This window comes from Leucobacter celer subsp. astrifaciens (assembly GCF_001273835.1).
Classification (GTDB): domain Bacteria; phylum Actinomycetota; class Actinomycetes; order Actinomycetales; family Microbacteriaceae; genus Leucobacter; species Leucobacter celer.
In genome coordinates, this window is the sequence record NZ_JHEI01000135.1 from 190,476 (window position 1) to 205,036 (window position 14,561).

Consider the following 14,561-nt stretch of genomic DNA (forward strand, 5'->3'; position numbering starts at 1 on the left):
ATCCCCCGATGAGAACCCGGATGACGACCGACGCTGAGCGGGCGGTCTGGGCGGCCCTCGAGCGGGTTCGCGACCCGGAGATCCTCCGGCCCATCACCGAGCTGGGGATGGTGCAGGAGATCGATGTGGACGAGGCGGGTCGCGCCGAGGTGTCGATCCTGCTCACCATCGCCGGCTGCCCCGCCGCCCGCCGCATCGAGGCCGACGTGCTCGCCGCGGCCCGGGGAGCCGCAGGCGTTTCGGAAGCCGCGGTGAACGTCGGCGTGATGACCCCCGAGCAGCGCCGCGCCTTCATCGAACGGGTGCGCGGCGATCGAGGATCACGCCCGCAGCAGTTCGGACCCGACTCGCTGACCCGCGTCATCGCCGTCACGAGCGGGAAGGGGGGTGTGGGCAAGTCGTCGCTCACCGCGGGACTCGCGGTGGCGATGGCGGCCCAGGGACTCACCGTCGGCCTCGTCGACGCCGACGTGTTCGGGTTCTCGATCCCGGGCATCCTCGGCCTCAGCCGCGACGGTCGCACGGAGCAGCCCACCCGAGTCGACGACATGATCCTGCCCCCCGTGGCCTTCGGCGTGAAGGTGATCTCGATCGGAATGTTCCTCGGGGACGCCGATCCGCGCAGCACGGCCGTGTCGTGGCGCGGACCGATGCTGCACCGCACCGTCGAGCAGTTCCTGCGCGACGTCTGGTTCGGCGACCTCGACGTGCTGCTGCTCGATCTGCCGCCGGGCACGGGCGACATCGCGATCAGCGTGGGTCAGCTGCTGCCCCAGGCGGAGGTGCTCGTGGTGACCACACCGCAGGAGGCGGCGGCCGACGTGGCCGTGCGCAGCGCGCTCGTGGCCAGGCAGACCGGACAGCGGGTCATCGGCGTCGTCGAGAACATGGCCGGGCTCGTGCAGCCGGACGGCACCGTGCTCGACGTGTTCGGCAGCGGCGGAGGCCGCCTCGTCGCCGAACGTCTGAGCACGGCGGCTCCGGGCGGGGAGGAGCCTGAGGAGGTGCCGCTGCTCGGCAGCGTGCCGCTGAGTCCGTCGTTCAGAGAGGCCGGGGACCGGGGAGAACCCGCGGTGCTCGGCGCCCCTCGGGATCCCGCGGCGGCAGAGGTGCTGCGCGTGGCGCGCCGCGTCATCGATCTCGGCCGCGGCCTCGCGGGCCGGCCGCTGGGGATCGCACCGCGCTGAGCCGCCTCGCCGTACTCGGCGCCGTACTCGGCCCCGCGCTCGGTTACGGCGCCGCGAGCGTCTCCGAGACCGGTCTCGGTCGGGCGAAGAGATATCCCTGGAAGGCGTCGACTCCCAGCTCGCAGAGCGCCTCGAACTGCGCCTCCGTCTCCACGCCCTCGGCCACGACCTGCAGCCCGAAGGTGCGCCCCAGCTGCACGATCGTCTGCGTGATCGCGGCCGTGTGCTCGTCATCGACCACCGACGACACGAACGAGCGGTCGATCTTGAGCTGCTGCACCGGCAGGCGGCGCAGATAGCTCAGCGAGGAGTAGCCGGTGCCGAAATCGTCGAGCGACGCGAGCACACCCTCGGCCCGCAGCAGGCCCAGCATGCGGATCGTGCGATCCAGATCGGTGTGCAGCACGCTCTCGGTCAGCTCGAACTTGAGCAGCCCCGGAGAGATGTCGTGCCGCGAGAGGATCCGGTGCACTCGCTCCGCGAAATCATCCGCGTGCAGCTGACGCTCGCTCAGGTTGATCGAGAAGGTGAGCTCGCGGCGCTCGGGATCGCCGTTCCACGAGCTCAGCACTCGGCAGGCCTCCTCCAGCACCCAGTCGCCGATCTCGATGATGAGGCCGGTCTGCTCGGCGAGCGGGATGAAGGCGTCCGGCGGTACCAGGCCGCGCTCCGGGCTGAGCCAGCGGATGAGCCCCTCCTCCCCGATCATGTTGCGATGCCGGTCCACGATCGGCTGCGCGAAGAGCCGGAGCTCGCCCCGCTCGATACCGCGCCGCAGCTCGGAGAAGAGCCGCACCCGCTCCTGCGCCTCGTCGAGCATGCGCTGCCGGAACCGGCGCACCCGCAACTGCCCGCCCGTCCGTCGTGCACGCTTGCGCGCCACATCGGCGCACTTGATGATCTCCGCCGAATCCTCGGACTCGATGTAGTCGTCGAGCGGACAGTCGCCATCCGAGGTGGCGGGCTCGCCCGAGGCCGCCCGCGTTCCCGGCCGGGCCCACAGCACGAACCCCAGGCTGGCCGAGACGTCGAGCACCATGCCCGACGGCAGATCGGAGGCTCCGTTGATCGTCGAGAGCACCTGCTCGACGGCGTCCAGGCAGCGGGACTCAGCCTGGCGCTGTTCGTCCCCCAGCTCGGTCAGCAGCACGCCGAAGGTGTTGGATCCCATGCGCGCGGACCGAAGTCCCTCGCGCTCGATCCCGCGCAGACCGGCCGCGGCATCGCGCAGCAGGAGATCGCCCGCCTCGTAGCCGAAGGCGTCGTTGACGGCCGACAGCTCGTCGACGCTGAACGAGACGTAGGCGCAGAACTCGCCGCGCGGCTGCATCGCGAGCGTCCGCTCGACGGCGCGCAGCATCGACGTCCGGTTGGCGAGGCCCGTCGACCCGTCGAAGTGGGCGAGCTGACGGGCCTCGTCCTCCGCGAGGTGCCGCTGCGTCTCCTCGGTGCGGATCGCGAGGAAGCGTTCCGTGCGGCCGTGCTCATCCCGCAGCGGGATGATGGTGGTGTCGACCCAGTACTCGGCCCCGTCCTTGGCGCGGTTGCAGATCTCCCCGGTCCAGACCGCGCCCCCGCCGATGACCCGCCACATCTCCTCGAAGAACTCCCGCGAGTGGCGACCGGAGTTGACGACACGATGCGTGCGCCCGATGAGTTCGCGGCGGGAGTACTTCGAGATCTCGCAGAAGCGGTCGTTGACGTGCTGAATGACCCCTGTGCGATCGGTGATCGCGATGATCGAGTACGTGCTCAGCGCGTCCAGGATCTGGTCGATCTCCCGGTCGGATGCGGAGACGGAGCCGGACCGTTCCGATGCTCCCGCGGGCGGAGATTCCGGCCCCTGCGTGTTCATACGGCAGTCCTCCCCGCTACGTCGCTTCCTCATCGAAGCGCACTCGCGGGGTCTGCGCGGGACCGTCCGCGACAGCGGTGGCAGCGTCTCCCACGGCGGCCGCGGCATCGCCGGAGCCGGCCGCCTCGGCAACCGCGGCCCGTCGCGCCGCGGCTTCGGAGGCGCGCTCTCGCCGCGCGGCCAGACGCGCCTCGCGCTCGTCCTCGACAAGAGCATCGCGGATGATGCGCCTGGGGTCGTACTGGCGGGGGTCGAGCTGTTTCCAGTCGACCTCGTCGAACTCGGGGCCCATCTCGTCGCGCAGGCGATCCTTCGCGCCGTCGGTCATGCGCTTGATGCTGCGCACGAATTCACCGAGCTTCTTGGCGTACATCGGCAGTCGCTCGGGGCCCAGCACGAACATGGCGATCACCATGATCACCAGGATCTTATCTATCGTGAGCCCCATCACTCCCCCATGCTACTCGTTCGCGAGGGCAACGGTGAGCCGCGACGAGTGCGAGTATCGCGCGCCGTGTCGCGCCCGTACGCGGATCGGGCCCGAGCATCGCGCACTTCGCCCGATAGCGCGTGGTGGCCGCCCGGAGCCGCGCCGGGCATCTACGCTAGGAGGAGAGCGCGAGGCCCGGATCCCGGACCCCGCACCCGGGCGCCCGGCCCAGAACAGCCCCACTCGAGCAACCCGCCCGGAGTTGCGACCCTCGGAGGAGAACGTGAGCAAGCTCGAACGCAACTGGCAGTACGCCGAGCAGTACCCCGGCGAGACCGACGCACTCGTGCGGGCACGGCGCCTGTCGCTGGAACTCGGGATCGAGCCGGTCAGCCGCTCCATCGGGGCGCAGCTCTCGGCGCTGACCGTCCTGTCCCGCGCGAAGACCGTCTGCGAGGTCGGCACCGGAGTCGGCGTCAGCGGCCTGTCGCTGCTGCGCTACGCCTCGGAGGCCACGCTCACCTCCATCGAGATCGAGCCGGAGCACCTGCGGGAGGCGAAGTCCGTCTTCGCAGACGCCGGAATCCCCGTCTCGCGGTTGCGGCTCATCGAGGGCGACGCGCGGCACGTCATGCCCCGGCTCAACCTCGCCGCCTACGATCTGGTGCTGCTCGACGCCGACCCCGGCCAGCTGCTCGAACTCTTCGAGCACGCCCTCAACATCGTGCGCCCCGGCGGCTGCATCGTCGTGCCCGGCGCGTTCGCCCACGGCCGAGTGCCCGATCCCGCAGCACGCGACGAGGCCACGCTCGCGTGCCGGGACCTCCTCGCGCTCGTCGCCGAGTCGCCCGCCATCGCCCCGGTACTGTCACCCGCCGGAGACGGAGTGCTCACACTCGTCAGACTCGACGGCTGATCCCGCGCACCGCCGCGGCACGCCGAAGCCCCCGAGGATCTCGAGATCCTCGGGGGCTTCGCACTGCAGTCCTTCGGCGCACAGGCCTCGGTATCGCAGCACCTCGGTGTCGCGGCCTTCCGAGCCGACAGCATTCCTGCACCGCTGACTCGGAGAGCAGCGCCGATTGGTGCGGTCAGCCGTCGAGCACTGCGGCGAGCACGTCGCGCAGTTCAGCCGCTTCCTGGTCGTTCACCGACACCACGAGGCGCCCACCGCCTTCGAGCGGCACTCGCACGACGATCAGTCGGCTCTCGCGCACCGCCTCCATGGGTCCGTCCCCAGTCCTCGGTTTCATTGCAGCCATGACGCCTCCTTGCAGAATTGGTGTTACACGCCTATTTTATCGGGCGAACGGAGGCGAGGGCGAACTCGGAGCCGCCGCGTTACGCAGAATTCAAGTGGCGCGGCCTGCATCGGCGCCGCCACCGGTGAGCCAGGAGCGCAGCGCCGAGGCCGTGAACTCGATCTGAGCGACGGGAACCCGCTCATCGTCGGCGTGCGCGAGCAGCGCATCGCCCGGGCCGAAGTTGACCGCGGGGATGCCGAGCGCGGAGAATCGCGACACGTCGGTCCAGCCGAACTTCGCGGTGGGCTCGACCCCGACCGCGGCGACGAAGCGCTGGGCGAGCGGAGCGTCGAGGCCGGGCCGGGCGCCCGGTGCCAGGTCCACGATCTCCACCTCGTCGGCGTCGGAGAAGAACTCGCGCACGAAGTCGGCGGCCTCTTCGCCCGAGCGGCTCGGGGCGAAGCGGTAGTTGACCTCGATGGAGCAGTGATCCGGGATCACGTTACCGGCCACCCCTCCCTCGACGTGCACGGCGTTGAGTCCCTCGCGGTACTCGAGCCCGTCGACGACGACCCGCTCGGCCTCGTACGCGGCGAGCCGCTGCAGCAGCTCGCCGGCGCGGTGGATCGCGTTCACGCCCATCCAGCCGCGGGCCGAGTGCGCGCGCCGGCCTCGCATCGTCACGCGGGCCCGCAGCGTTCCGTTGCAGCCGCCCTCGATGGTGCCGTTCGACGGCTCCCCCAGGATCGCGAAGTCGGCGGCGAAGAGTTCGGGACGGTTCCGCATCGCGCGCCCCAGCCCGCTCAGATCCGACGCCACCTCCTCGTGGTCGTACCAGATCCAGGTCAGGTCGACCGTGGGATCCTTCAGTTCGACCGCGAGCGCCAGCTGCACCGCGACCCCCGCCTTCATGTCGACGGTCCCGCGACCCCAGATCACGGCCTCGCCCGTCGCCGCGTCGACCTCGTCGCGCACCGGCAGGTTGCGGTTGATCGGCACCGTGTCGAGATGACCGGCGATCGCGACCCGCTTCGCGCGCCCGAGCTCGGTACGCGCGACGATCGTGTCGCCGTCGCGCACCACTCGCAGGTGCGGGGCGTGCGTGCGCAGAGCGGCCTCGACCGCATCGGCGATCGCCCGCTCGTCGCCCGAGACGGAGGGGATGTCGCACAGCTGCCGCGTCAGTTCGACGGGGCCCGCTGCGATGTCCAGAAGAAGAGGCGCTGGGGTGCTCACCCGATCCAGCCTAGAGCACACGCGGTCGCGGCGCCGTGGGACGTCACGCGACGCTCCGCCCGCCCCTGCAGCGATACGATAGTGGCCATGACTGCAACGCGCTTCGCCTGGTCCGCCGGTATCTCCACGATCGCGTCGAACGGCACCGTCCTCGACGCCTGGTTCCCCGCTCCGCAGCTGGGCCGACGCCCCGAGGATCGCGATCCCTGGATCGCGTCCGCCGACCTGGAGGGCCTCGCCGGAGCCGACGAGCACCGCGGCGTCGAGCTCCGACCCGTGAACGTCGAGATCGACCTCGACGCGGTCCCGGCATCCACCGAGGACGCCTACCTCCGGCTACACCTGCTGTCGCACTGCCTCGTGCTGCCCAACTCCATCAACCTCGACGGCATCTTCGGGCAGCTGCCCAACGTGGCCTGGACCACCGCCGGCCCCATGCTGCCCGAGGACTACGCGGCGCGGCTGCCCCGGCTCAAGCGCGCCGGGATCACCGCGGTCGGGCTGGACAAGTTCCCCCGCCTCACCGACTACGTGGTGCCGCAGGGCGTGCGCATCGCCGACGCATCGCGCGTGCGTCTCGGGGCGCATCTCGCGCCGGGCACCACCGTCATGCACGAGGGCTTCGTCAACTTCAACGCCGGAACGCTGGGCGCGTCGATGGTCGAGGGGCGCATCTCGCAGGGCGTCCTGGTCGGCGACGGCTCGGACATCGGCGGCGGCGCCTCGATCATGGGCACGCTCTCGGGCGGCGGCACGCAACGCATCACGATCGGCGAGCGCGCGCTGCTCGGGGCGAACTCCGGGATCGGTATCTCGCTGGGCGACGACAGCGTGGTGGAGGCCGGGCTCTACGTGACGGCCGGCACCAAGGTCGTACTGCCGAAGGGCACCTCGGAGTCGGCGGGCGAGCCCATCGAGGTGAAGGCGCTTGAGCTCTCGGGGCTGCCGAAGCTGCTGTTCCGCCGCAACTCGAAGACCGGCGCCGTGGAGGCGCTCCCCCGCGAGGGCTCGGGCATCGAGCTCAACGCCGCGCTGCACGCGTAGCCCCCACCCCGAAGCGGCCCGCCCGCATCTTCATCTTCGCGCGTCAGGAGTTGTCGCCTCACCTCGATTTTGGCGACAACTCCTGACGCGCGAACCATGGGCCTGGGGCGTCCGGCCAGCCGCGCCGGCGCAGCGCGCGTTCCACCCGGGCGGCGACCTCACCGGGGCGGTGTGCGAGCGTCTTCGTCACCTCGATCATCTCCCAGCCGTCGGCACGGAGTGCGTCGAGGCGGTCGACATCGCCCGAGTAGCGTTCCCAGTGCGCCTCGCCCTGGTACTCGACGCCCACGCGGTAGCGCCGATAGAGCAGGTCGATGCAGGCGAGGAAGACCCCGCGACCGTCGTAGACGTCGCCGTTCAGCTCGGGCTCCGGCAACCCCGCCTCGAGCAGCGCAAGCCGCGTCGTCGATTCCCTGGGCGACCACGAATCCTCCCGCACCAGGGCGAGCGCCTGCAAGAGCTTCCGCCCACCGCGCCGGCGGCCCGCGATCGCGGCCTCGTGCAGGTCGCGAGCGGCGGGCGCCCCGCGTCGGGACGCCCGTGCCCCTCCCGGTAGCGCCGCACGAAGAAGTCTCCGAGCGCGACGAGATCCGGGATCGGCAGGTCCACCAGTTGCACCCAGGTGCACGCCGGCGTGGTCAGACGCACGCCGGCGCGCTCGGTGACCGCGCAGTACGCTCCGGTGAGCCCGTGCCCCACGACGCCGATGGCGCGCGGCGATCGCACCGGGCGCAGGACACTCGCGTGCACCGGAGCATCCGGCTCGTACGGAACCGGGGCGCCCCAGAGCAACGCGGCACTGCGATGGCTGAAGAACTGGCGCGCGGTCATCACCTGTGCGAACTCCCGGATCCGACGCAGCTCGTCGTCGAGTGCGCGCTCGTAGCGGTCGGGCGAGAGCTCGGCGCGATCGAGCGGATCCCCGCCGCGCGCGACGGGATCCCGGACCGCCGCGAGGGCACCCCGTGCCCGAACCCCTCGCCGCGGCGCGCTCAGATCCGCGGCCCGCAGCCGAGTCGGGGTCACACCCGCCTCTGCGGCGGAAGCCACGGAGAACAGCTCGGGGAGTCGGGGCGGCAGCGGTGAGGCAGGAATCGGCATGCGTCCACCCTGCACGCATCCGGTCGATCTCGCGGACGCTTTCCACAGGTAGATCCCCTGACCCGGAGCTCTCCCAGGCCTCAGTTCACGCCGCTCGCCATCGATTCCGCCCGAAATACGACCTCGCGCGTCAGTTCTTGTCGCCAAACCTCGGGCGAGGCGACAAGAACTGACGCGCGAAGAGGAGTTTTGGGGTGGACGGCGCTCCGAGCTGTGAGCGAAGCGCCGGGGCACCACCCGTACCCGAACCGCTAGCGATTCAGGTGCCGCTCCCCCGAGCCGATGTAGAGCTGCTGCGGCCGGCCGATCTTCGTCTGCGGATCGAGGCGCGCCTCGCGCCACTGGGCGATCCAGCCGGGCAGGCGGCCGATGGCGAACAGCACGGTGAACATGCGCGTCGGGAAGCCCATGGCCTTGTAGATGACGCCGGTGTAGAAGTCGACGTTGGGGTAGAGCTTGCGCTCCTTGAAGTAGTCGTCCTCGAGCGCGATCTGCTCGAGCTCCTGCGCGAGGCCGAGCAGCGGGTCGTTGACGCCCAGCTCCTCGAGCACTCGGGCGGCGCTCTCCTTGACGATGCGGGCGCGGGGATCGTAGTTCTTGTAGACGCGGTGCCCGAAGCCCATGAGCTTCACACCGTCCTCCTTGCGCTTCACCTTCTCGACGAAGGTCTCGACGCTCTGGCCCGAATCGCGGATCTGCGCGAGCATGTCGAGCACGGCCTCATTGGCCCCGCCGTGCAGCGGGCCCGAGAGCGCGTTGATGCCGGCCGAGATCGAGGAGAACATGTTGGCCCCGGTCGAGCCGACGAGGCGCACCGTCGAGGTCGAGGCGTTCTGCTCGTGGTCGGCGTGGAGGATGAGGAGCTTGTCGAGCGCGTCGACGAGCACCGGGTTCATCACGTACTTCTCGGCCTTGTTGCCGAAGTTGAGACGCAGGAAGTTCTCGACGAAGTTGAGGTCGTTGTCCGGGTACAGGAAGGCCTGACCGATCGACTTCTTGTGCGCGTATGCGGCGAGCACGGGGAGCTTCGCCAGCAGGCGGATCGTGTTCACCTCGACGAACTCGGGCACCGTGGTGTCGAGCGAGTTCTCGTAGTAGGTCGACATCGTCTGCAGACCGCCCGACAGCACCGCCATGGGGTGCGCGGTGTGCGGCACGCCCTCGAAGTAGTAGCGCATGTCCTCGTGCAGCAGCGTGTGCCGGCGGATCTCGTCATCGAACGCCGCGAGCTCGTCAGCAGTGGGCAGCTCGCCGTAGATGAGCAGGTACGAGACCTCGAGGAACGTCGAGTGCTGCGCGAGCTGCTCGATGGGGTAGCCGCGGTACCGCAGAATGCCCTGCTCGCCGTCGATGTAGGTGATCGAAGACTTCGTCGAAGCGGTGTTAACGAAACCGTAGTCGAGAGCCGTGTAGCCGCTCTGCCGGGTGAGCGTGCTCACGTCGATGGCCGAGTGACCGTCGACGGCCTCCAGGATCGGCAGCTCGGCGGATCCGCCGGGAAATGTCAGCTGCGCCGTGGCCTGGCCCTGGCTCTGAGTCGATTCGGTCACGTCGTCTCCTCGTGGGTCTATCGCTGGCTGGGCATCGGATGTGACACCGCCACTCCTCCACCCTATCGGCTCCGGGAGGGCCGATTCGCACCGCGGTTCGGCGGGGCACGCCCCCTAGAGTATCTCGACGTCGAGCGAAATGCGATTCAGACGACCGAGTGCCGCAGACGATCCGCAGCCGCCGCGATCGCGTCGTCGCTCGCCGTGAGCGCGAGGCGCACGTGCTGCGGCGAGTGGTCGCCGTAGAAGTGCCCCGGCCCCACCACGATCCCGAGCCGAGCGAACTCCGCCACGCTCTCCCAGGCGTCGCGCCCCCGCGTCGCCCACAGGTAGAGGCCCGCCTCGCTGCCCTCGACGCGGTATCCCGCGGCCTCGAGGGCCGGTCGCAGCACCTCACGCCTGGAGCGGTAGCGCTCGCGCTGCTCGTCGACGTGCACGTCGTCGCCCAGCGCCGCGATCATGGCGGCCTGCACGGGTGCCGGCTGCATGAGGCCGGCGTGCTTGCGCACCGTCAGCAGCCGGGCGATGAGCTCCGCGTCGCCGGCGACGAATGCGGCCCGGTACCCCGCGAGGTTCGACTGCTTGCTCAGGGAGTATGCGCTCAGCACACCCCGCTGGTCGTCTCCGACCACACGCGGATCGAGGATCGACGGGATCGGTTCCGCATCCCACGGCGCCTCCCAGCCGAACTCGGCGTAGCACTCGTCGCCCACGATCACCGCGCCGAGCTCGCGGGCGCGGGAGACCGCAGCCCGCAGCGCCTCGACGTCCATCACACGCCCGTCGGGGTTCGACGGGGAGTTCAGCCACACGAGCCTCGTGTGCTCCGGCCACTCGGCGGGGTCGTCGCTCGGCACCGCCTCGGCGCCGACGAGCGCCGCCCCGATCTGGTAGCTCGGGTAGGCGATCCGCGGGAAGACCACGGCCTCTCCGGGACCGAGCCCCAGCAGGAACGGCAGCAGCGCGACGAGCTCCTTCGAACCGACCGTGGGCAGCACCGCGCTCGGGGCGACCGTCACTCCGCGACGGCGCGCGAACCACTCGACGATGGCCTCTCGCAGCGGGCCGGAGCCCGCCGTCGCCGGGTACCCGTGCGCGTCGGTGGCGGCGGCGAGCGCCTCTCGCACGCTCGCGGGCGAGGGATCGACGGGCGACCCCACCGACAGGTTGAGCGCGCCGCCCGGGTGGCGCGCGGCCTCCTCGGCGTAGGGCGCCATCGCGTCCCAGGGGTAGTCGGGAAGATCTCCCCGCATGCGCTTACTCGCCCTGCGGCGGAAGCGCCGCGATGATCGGGTGGTCGAAGTCGTAGACCCCCACCTTGGCCGCGCCCCCGGGCGAGCCGATCTCGTCGAAGAACTCCACGTTGGCCTTGTAGTAGTCGGCCCACTCGTTCGGCACGTCGTCCTCGTAGTAGATGGCCTCGACCGGGCACACGGGTTCGCAGGCGCCGCAGTCGACGCACTCATCCGGGTGGATGTAGAGCGAGCGTTCGCCCTCGTAGATGCAGTCGACCGGACACTCGTCCACGCACGCGCGATCCTTCACGTCGACGCATGGAAGAGCGATCACATAGGTCACGATGCCCGCCTTTCACTCGGGTGAGGTCGGATGGAATCCGAGACGGCTCCATCCTACTCTCGGGCGGGGGCCTCCGCCGGGAGCGTCGGGATGGAGGTCGTGACCGTCGGCACCTCCGGCAGCAGAACGGGCAGCACCCCGGTGTCCCCCTCTCGGGGAAGGATTCCCGCGGAGAGCCCGCGGAACGGGCCGAGATCGTCGCCCTGGTCCTCGAGCGCCACCTCGACGGGTGCGCCGGGCCGGATCTCCACCTGCTCGCCCCGCACCTGCACCGTCACCGGCCGGTCACCCTCGAGCATCTCGAAGCGGATCCGCGACTGCTCGAGGGTCACGCCGATGCGGCGTCCGCGCCACGCCAGCGAGAAGCTCAGCGAGCCCCAGTGACCGGGCAGGCGCGGGTCGAAGCTCAGGCGCCTCCCGGCGTCGCGCATCCCAGCGAAGCCCTGCACCAGCGTCATCCACACGCCGCCGCACGAGGCGATGTGCACGCCATCGGCGGAGTTGTGGTGCAGGTCGTCGAGATCGACGCGCAGCGCATGCTCGAAGTAGCGGTAGGCGAGCTCGCGATAGCCCACCTCGGCGGCGATGATCGACTGCACGACCGCCGAGAGCGTCGAGTCGCCCGTGGTCAGCGCGTCGTAGTACTCGAAGTCGCGCCGCTTCTCCTCTCGCGTGAACTCGTCGCTCGCCAGCAGCAGCGCCAGCACCACGTCGGCCTGCTTGAGCACCTGGAAGCGGTAGATGACGAGCGGGTGGAAGTGCAGCAGCAGGGGCTTCTGCTCGGGAGGGGTCGCGGCGAGATCCCACATCTCGCGCTCGAGGAAGTGCGCGTCCTGCGGATGCACGTGCAGCTCCTCGGAGTAGGGCACGCACATCCCCTCGGCGGCCTGCTCCCACGCGTCGACCTCGTCCGGCTCCAGCTGCACGCGCCTCAGCAGCAGCGCGTAGTCCTCCGGGGCCTCGGCGGCGATCCGGCGCACCACCTCGACCGCGAAGCGCAGATTGAAGCGCGCCATCACGTTGGTGAAGAGGTTGTCGTTGACCACGGTGGTGTACTCGTCGGGACCGGTCACGCCGTGGATGTGGAAGCGCCGCTCGCCATCGGCGTCGGTGCGCCAGAACCCGAGGCTGGTCCAGAGCCGGGCCGTCTCGACCGGGATATCGCAGGCGCCGGACAGCAGGTACTCGATGTCGCCCGTCGCGGAGACGTAGCGCGCGAGCGCGTGGGTGATGTCGGCGTTGATGTGGTACTGCGCGGTGCCGGCGGCGTAGTAGGCGCTGGCCTCCTCGCCGTTGATGGTGCGCCACGGGAACAGGGCGCCCTCCTCGTTCAGCATCGCCGCCCGCAGCCGGGCCTTGGGCAGCATGCGCTCCCGCGACCGCAGTGCGTTGCGCGCCCAGAACGGCGTCGTATAGCTGAGGAAGGGCAGCGCGTAGACCTCGGAGTCCCAGAAGTAGTGACCGCTGTACCCCGATCCCGTGAGCCCCTTCGCGGCGATCCCGCGTCCATCGGCCCTCGCCGCGGCCTGCGCGAGCTGGAACAGGTTCCAGCGGATGGCCTGCTGCACGCCCGGCTCGGCCTCGACGCGCACGTCGCTGCGATCCCAGAAGGCATCGAGGAACTCGCGCTGCGCGTCCCAGCGGGCCTCGGGCGGCTCGGCCGCCACGCTCTCGAGGGTGTGCACGCAGCGGTCGAGCATCTCGGTGAGGCCGGCCGTCGCCGAGGAGTGGTAGGCGATCGTCTTCACGAGTCGCACGGTCCTCCCCTGCAGCGCGACGCCCTGGAACATGTGCCGCACCCGATCCGGCGACGTCTCCACCCGGGTGAGCCACCCCTCGGCGCCGTCGCTCCCGCCGTCGAAGGTGTGGTCGACGCCCACGCCGAGCCCCATGCCCGAGTTGTGCACGCGATAGCTGAGCACGCTCCTGCCGCCGTCGTGCAGCGCCGGACCGGCATCGAGGATCCGCTCCGTCAGCTGCTCGGCCTTCCGCGGGTCGGCGGCTCCGGCTGCGTCGGAGGGCTGCTCCGTGTGGATCCGGCCGAGATCCTGCCGGTTGATGACGAGGCTCGACACGGTGAGATCGGCGTCGGCGTCGAGCACGGTGATCCGCATCTCGAGCGTGGCCATGTGCCGCGCCTCGAACGACACCATGCGGCGCGTCTCGACGCGCACCCGCTTTCCCGTCGGCGTCAACCACAGCAGCGATCGTGTGAGGGTACCCGCCCGCAGGTCGAGAATCCGCTGCATATCGACGATCTCGGAGGACGCCAGGTTGAGGCGCTCGTCATCGATGTAGATGCGGATCGTCTTCGCGTCCGGCGCGTTGACGATGGTCTGGCCGTGCTCGGCGAAACCGTAGGCGCTCTCGGCGTGCTGGATGCGCCAGGTCTCGTGCAGGCCGTTGACGAAGGTGCCGTGGCTGCCGAGCGGCAGCCCCTCCTCGTGGTTGCCGCGCAGTCCCAGGTAGCCGTTGCCCAGGGAGAACAGCGTCTCGTCCTGCCCGGAGAGCGCGGGGTCGAGGCCGTGCACCACGAGGCGCCAGGGATCCTCACCGAAGTCGCGGTGCAGTTCTCTCACCGGCACGTCGAACAGCTCGGGGTTCATGCGTCCGCCTCCACGAGTTCGGCGAGGTCCGTCACGACCAGATCGGCGCCCGCCGCCTCCAGCGCGTCGCGCCCCGCTCCGCGGTCCACACCCACGACCAGTCCGAATCCGCCGGCGCGGCCCGCCGCGACCCCGGATCCGGCGTCCTCGATCACGACGGTCCGCTCGGGTACGGCGCCCAGCAGATCGGCCGCGCGCAGGAAGGTGTCCGGTGCGGGCTTTCCCGGCAGGCCCTCCCGCTCCGCGACCAGCCCGTCGACCACCGCTGCGAATCGATCGCGCAGCCCCGCCGCGCCCAGCACCGCTTCGGCGTTGCGCGAGCTCGACACGACCGCGAGCGGTCGGTCGAGCCGGGCCAGCCGATCGAGCAGCAGCGTCGATCCCGGGTAGGGGTCGATGCCGTCGCGCTCGAGCACCTCGGTGAAGGCGAGGTTCTTGCGGTTGCCGATGCCGATGACGGTCTCGAAGCCCGCGTCGCCCGGCTCACCCTCCGGAAGCGGGATCCCGCGGGCGTCGAGCAGCGTGCGCACGCCCTCGAACCGGCTGCGCCCGTCGAGGGAGGCGAAGTACTCGGCCTCGCGGTAGGGTGCCAGGCCGCGCTCGGCGAAGAACGCGTCGAATGTCTCGGCCCACGCGCGGCGATGCAACTCGACGGTGGGCGTCAGCACCCCATCGAGATCGAACAGATAGGCGTCATAACTGTCGATCAAACGGCCAGCCCTTCTCGGAA

General features: G+C 70.4%; 14 protein-coding genes. 3 read left to right on the forward strand and 11 right to left on the reverse strand.

Annotated features, from left to right (window positions below; all coding sequences use genetic code 11):
* The first annotated feature begins 20 nt into the window (after nt 1-20).
* The gene (locus AMS65_RS07385; protein WP_083451551.1) at nt 21-1,187 is read left to right on the forward strand and encodes an Mrp/NBP35 family ATP-binding protein; all 1,167 of its coding nucleotides are present in this window, start codon (nt 21-23) and stop codon (nt 1,185-1,187) included.
* A gap of 43 nt (nt 1,188-1,230) precedes the next feature.
* Here AMS65_RS07385 and AMS65_RS07390 read toward each other — a convergent pair whose 3' ends face one another.
* Complete coding sequence (locus tag AMS65_RS07390) at nt 1,231-3,042, reverse strand: putative bifunctional diguanylate cyclase/phosphodiesterase (RefSeq protein ID WP_053383518.1); 1,812 nt, start codon at nt 3,040-3,042, stop codon at nt 1,231-1,233.
* 16 nt (nt 3,043-3,058) lie between these two features.
* Complete coding sequence (locus AMS65_RS19385) at nt 3,059-3,490, reverse strand: twin-arginine translocase TatA/TatE family subunit (RefSeq protein WP_241489374.1); 432 nt, start codon at nt 3,488-3,490, stop codon at nt 3,059-3,061.
* Between the two features lie 265 nt (nt 3,491-3,755).
* Here AMS65_RS19385 and AMS65_RS07400 point away from each other — a divergent pair, with 265 nt between their 5' ends.
* Entirely contained in the window at nt 3,756-4,388 is a 633-nt protein-coding gene (locus AMS65_RS07400) for an O-methyltransferase (RefSeq protein ID WP_053383519.1), read from the forward strand.
* A gap of 175 nt (nt 4,389-4,563) precedes the next feature.
* Here the strand turns inward: AMS65_RS07400 and AMS65_RS18715 are convergent, their stop codons facing one another.
* The gene (locus tag AMS65_RS18715) at nt 4,564-4,734 is read right to left on the reverse strand and encodes a DUF3117 domain-containing protein (protein WP_075200896.1); all 171 of its coding nucleotides are present in this window, start codon (nt 4,732-4,734) and stop codon (nt 4,564-4,566) included.
* Nucleotides 4,735-4,824: 90 nt separating this feature from the next.
* Entirely contained in the window at nt 4,825-5,952 is a 1,128-nt protein-coding gene (dapE, locus tag AMS65_RS07405) for a succinyl-diaminopimelate desuccinylase (RefSeq protein WP_053383520.1), read from the reverse strand.
* 87 nt (nt 5,953-6,039) lie between these two features.
* Between dapE and dapD the strand changes: the two genes are divergently transcribed.
* Nucleotides 6,040-6,996, forward strand: coding sequence for a 2,3,4,5-tetrahydropyridine-2,6-dicarboxylate N-succinyltransferase (gene dapD, locus AMS65_RS07410; protein ID WP_053383521.1), 957 nt, complete (start codon nt 6,040-6,042; stop codon nt 6,994-6,996).
* A gap of 58 nt (nt 6,997-7,054) precedes the next feature.
* On the opposite strand, the gene AMS65_RS07415 is transcribed toward dapD, so the two are convergent.
* From AMS65_RS07415 to AMS65_RS07445, 7 genes are all read right to left on the reverse strand, one after another.
* Nucleotides 7,055-7,372 carry a hypothetical protein gene (locus AMS65_RS07415; protein ID WP_053383522.1) on the reverse strand — a complete coding sequence of 106 codons (318 nt, stop codon included), beginning with the start codon at nt 7,370-7,372 and terminating at the stop codon, nt 7,055-7,057.
* The gene (locus tag AMS65_RS07420; RefSeq protein WP_053383523.1) at nt 7,354-8,097 is read right to left on the reverse strand and encodes a hypothetical protein; all 744 of its coding nucleotides are present in this window, start codon (nt 8,095-8,097) and stop codon (nt 7,354-7,356) included. The genes AMS65_RS07415 and AMS65_RS07420 overlap by 19 nt, the downstream gene beginning before the upstream one ends.
* Before the next feature lie 251 nt (nt 8,098-8,348).
* Nucleotides 8,349-9,647: a citrate synthase gene (locus tag AMS65_RS07425; protein WP_075200897.1), complete on the reverse strand. Its 1,299-nt coding sequence runs from the start codon at nt 9,645-9,647 to the stop codon at nt 8,349-8,351.
* A 146-nt stretch (nt 9,648-9,793) separates the two neighbouring features.
* The gene (gene dapC, locus AMS65_RS07430) at nt 9,794-10,900 is read right to left on the reverse strand and encodes a succinyldiaminopimelate transaminase (protein ID WP_053383524.1); all 1,107 of its coding nucleotides are present in this window, start codon (nt 10,898-10,900) and stop codon (nt 9,794-9,796) included.
* A gap of 4 nt (nt 10,901-10,904) precedes the next feature.
* Complete coding sequence (gene fdxA / locus AMS65_RS07435) at nt 10,905-11,225, reverse strand: ferredoxin (RefSeq protein WP_053383525.1); 321 nt, start codon at nt 11,223-11,225, stop codon at nt 10,905-10,907.
* Nucleotides 11,226-11,278: 53 nt separating this feature from the next.
* Nucleotides 11,279-13,831 (reverse strand): glycoside hydrolase family 65 protein, encoded by a 2,553-nt coding sequence (locus AMS65_RS07440; protein WP_053383526.1) that lies wholly within the window; start codon nt 13,829-13,831, stop codon nt 11,279-11,281.
* Nucleotides 13,828-14,541 (reverse strand): HAD family hydrolase, encoded by a 714-nt coding sequence (locus AMS65_RS07445; protein ID WP_075200898.1) that lies wholly within the window; start codon nt 14,539-14,541, stop codon nt 13,828-13,830. The genes AMS65_RS07440 and AMS65_RS07445 overlap by 4 nt, the downstream gene beginning before the upstream one ends.
* Between the last annotated feature and the right edge of the window lie 20 nt (nt 14,542-14,561).

What these genes read in the sequence shown, in the direction of transcription:
- AMS65_RS07385 (WP_083451551.1), top strand. Translation starts at nt 21, where the DNA reads ATGACGACCGACGCTGAGCGGGCGGTCTGGGCGGCCCTCGAGCGGGTT.
- AMS65_RS07390 (WP_053383518.1), bottom strand. Translation starts at nt 3,042, where the DNA reads ATGAACACGCAGGGGCCGGAATCTCCGCCCGCGGGAGCATCGGAACGG.
- AMS65_RS19385 (WP_241489374.1), bottom strand. Translation starts at nt 3,490, where the DNA reads ATGGGGCTCACGATAGATAAGATCCTGGTGATCATGGTGATCGCCATG.
- AMS65_RS18715 (WP_075200896.1), bottom strand. Translation starts at nt 4,734, where the DNA reads ATGGCTGCAATGAAACCGAGGACTGGGGACGGACCCATGGAGGCGGTG.
- dapD (WP_053383521.1), top strand. Translation starts at nt 6,040, where the DNA reads ATGACTGCAACGCGCTTCGCCTGGTCCGCCGGTATCTCCACGATCGCG.
- AMS65_RS07420 (WP_053383523.1), bottom strand. Translation starts at nt 8,097, where the DNA reads ATGCCGATTCCTGCCTCACCGCTGCCGCCCCGACTCCCCGAGCTGTTC.
- dapC (WP_053383524.1), bottom strand. Translation starts at nt 10,900, where the DNA reads ATGCGGGGAGATCTTCCCGACTACCCCTGGGACGCGATGGCGCCCTAC.
- AMS65_RS07440 (WP_053383526.1), bottom strand. Translation starts at nt 13,831, where the DNA reads ATGAACCCCGAGCTGTTCGACGTGCCGGTGAGAGAACTGCACCGCGAC.